Origin of the sequence: Prevotella sp. C561, assembly GCF_000224595.1 — a bacterium.
GTDB classification, from domain to species: domain Bacteria; phylum Bacteroidota; class Bacteroidia; order Bacteroidales; family Bacteroidaceae; genus Prevotella; species Prevotella jejuni.
Genome location: NZ_JH114194.1, coordinates 1 through 1004 on the forward strand (window position 1 = coordinate 1; position 1004 = coordinate 1004).

At 44.9% G+C, this 1004-nt stretch carries 1 pseudogene; it reads left to right on the forward strand.

The window, feature by feature from the left end:
* Positions 1-876, forward strand: a pseudogene (locus HMPREF0666_RS15905) (IS1380 family transposase); the annotation flags it as partial.
* Positions 877-1004: the final 128 nt, after the last annotated feature.

Here is a 1004-nt window from a genome sequence, read left to right on the forward strand (position 1 = left end):
TGACCTGGACTTTGACCCACCAGTTCGTTCCAGCCACCAAGCTCGATGCAAAGTATTCTTACAAGCAGGACTTTGGTTATTTCCCTGGTTGGGCTTCCATTGGAGGAATCATAGTCGGAGGTGAGAATCGTGACGGAAACACCAATGTGAGATTCCATCAGGAAGACACGCTCCGTCGCATTATGGACCGTGTAACCTCAGAACTTGGTGTGGTAATAGAGCGTTTCCGTGCTGACTGCGGGTCGTTCTCAAAGGAAATCATACAAACCGTAGAGCAGCGCTGCAACACGTTCTACATTCGTGCTGCCAACTGCGGCAGTCGCTACGAGAATTTCCAACAGTTGAAGGAATGGAAAAACGTTGAGATTGGCTATGAGAAATGCGATGTCACATCCATCAGCATGGACAGCTTAATAGAAGGAAAGTCATACAGACTTGTCGTACAGCGTAGTCCTTTGAAAGACAAGGATGGCAAGCAACGGACGGATATGTTCGGAGTAATATACACATACCGCTGTATCCTCACCAATGACTGGGTGTCTACCGAGAAGGACATCATTACATTCTATAATGAGCGTGGGGCAAGTGAAAAGAACTTCGACATACAGAACAATGACTTCGGATGGTCACATCTGCCATTTTCCTTTATGGCTGAGAATGGTTTTCATGATGGTTACCGCTATGCTGAAGAACTTCTATCTCTATCTCGTCCGTCATATCAGCGAAAAGGTCAAGCCGCTGAAAAAGACAAGCAGACTGAAAGCCTTTATCCTGCATTTTGTCAGCGTACCAGCAAAATGGGTGAGAACGGGAAGGCAGAACGTTCTGAACCTATATACAAATAAAACATACTACTCTGAAGTATTCCTTGAATAAACAGTATTTCTTTGTGGATATCATATCCCCCATTGGGTTTGGGTGGGGGGATTTCATGCCTATGCAAGAACCAAGAACCCCAGAAAAGTCCCAAATCAATGGATAAATACCAAAATGTCACGTCAATA